Here is a 513-nt window from a genome sequence, read left to right on the forward strand (position 1 = left end):
ATACTAACCTTGATGTTGATGGTTTTAAGGTTCAATTTGCAAGAGGGTATGATACGCCAAGTCAAAGCGGTAATGACCCAATGTTGGATGGCTGTGAGGATAAGTATGCTACCACCTCTCTAACGAATATTGACGGGATCATAGCTAATAAACAAGAGAGGGCTGGTGGACACGGAGGCTGGCTACGTCGATGTAACATTAACACGAACCAAGTTAGCTTTGTTGTAGATGAGGACTTTAGAGACCGCACGCATATTCCGGAAGAAGTGGGTTACTTTGCGTTTGAGTTACCTGAGGTGGTTCCTGTTGCCAACGTGTGTAACTTGTTTCCCGAGCCCATTCAGAGTTGGACTGGTGTGAATAGCTCATTGACGGTTACCAGCCAGCAAACAAAATTTAGCGGCTGGTCTAATAACTATATTAATCAATCTTTAAAAAAGGTCTCTGAAGGCTATGAGCTCTTTAATGATAAATGGACAACAAAAGATGACTTTTTATTATTGGGTTTTGATG

1 pseudogene is annotated in these 513 nt (G+C 41.9%); it reads left to right on the top strand.

What is annotated here, in order from left to right:
• Positions 1-513, top strand: a pseudogene (locus tag AB4486_RS27435) (hypothetical protein); the annotation flags it as partial.

This window comes from Vibrio sp. 10N.222.55.C6 (assembly GCF_041473395.1).
GTDB classification, from domain to species: domain Bacteria; phylum Pseudomonadota; class Gammaproteobacteria; order Enterobacterales; family Vibrionaceae; genus Vibrio; species Vibrio crassostreae_C.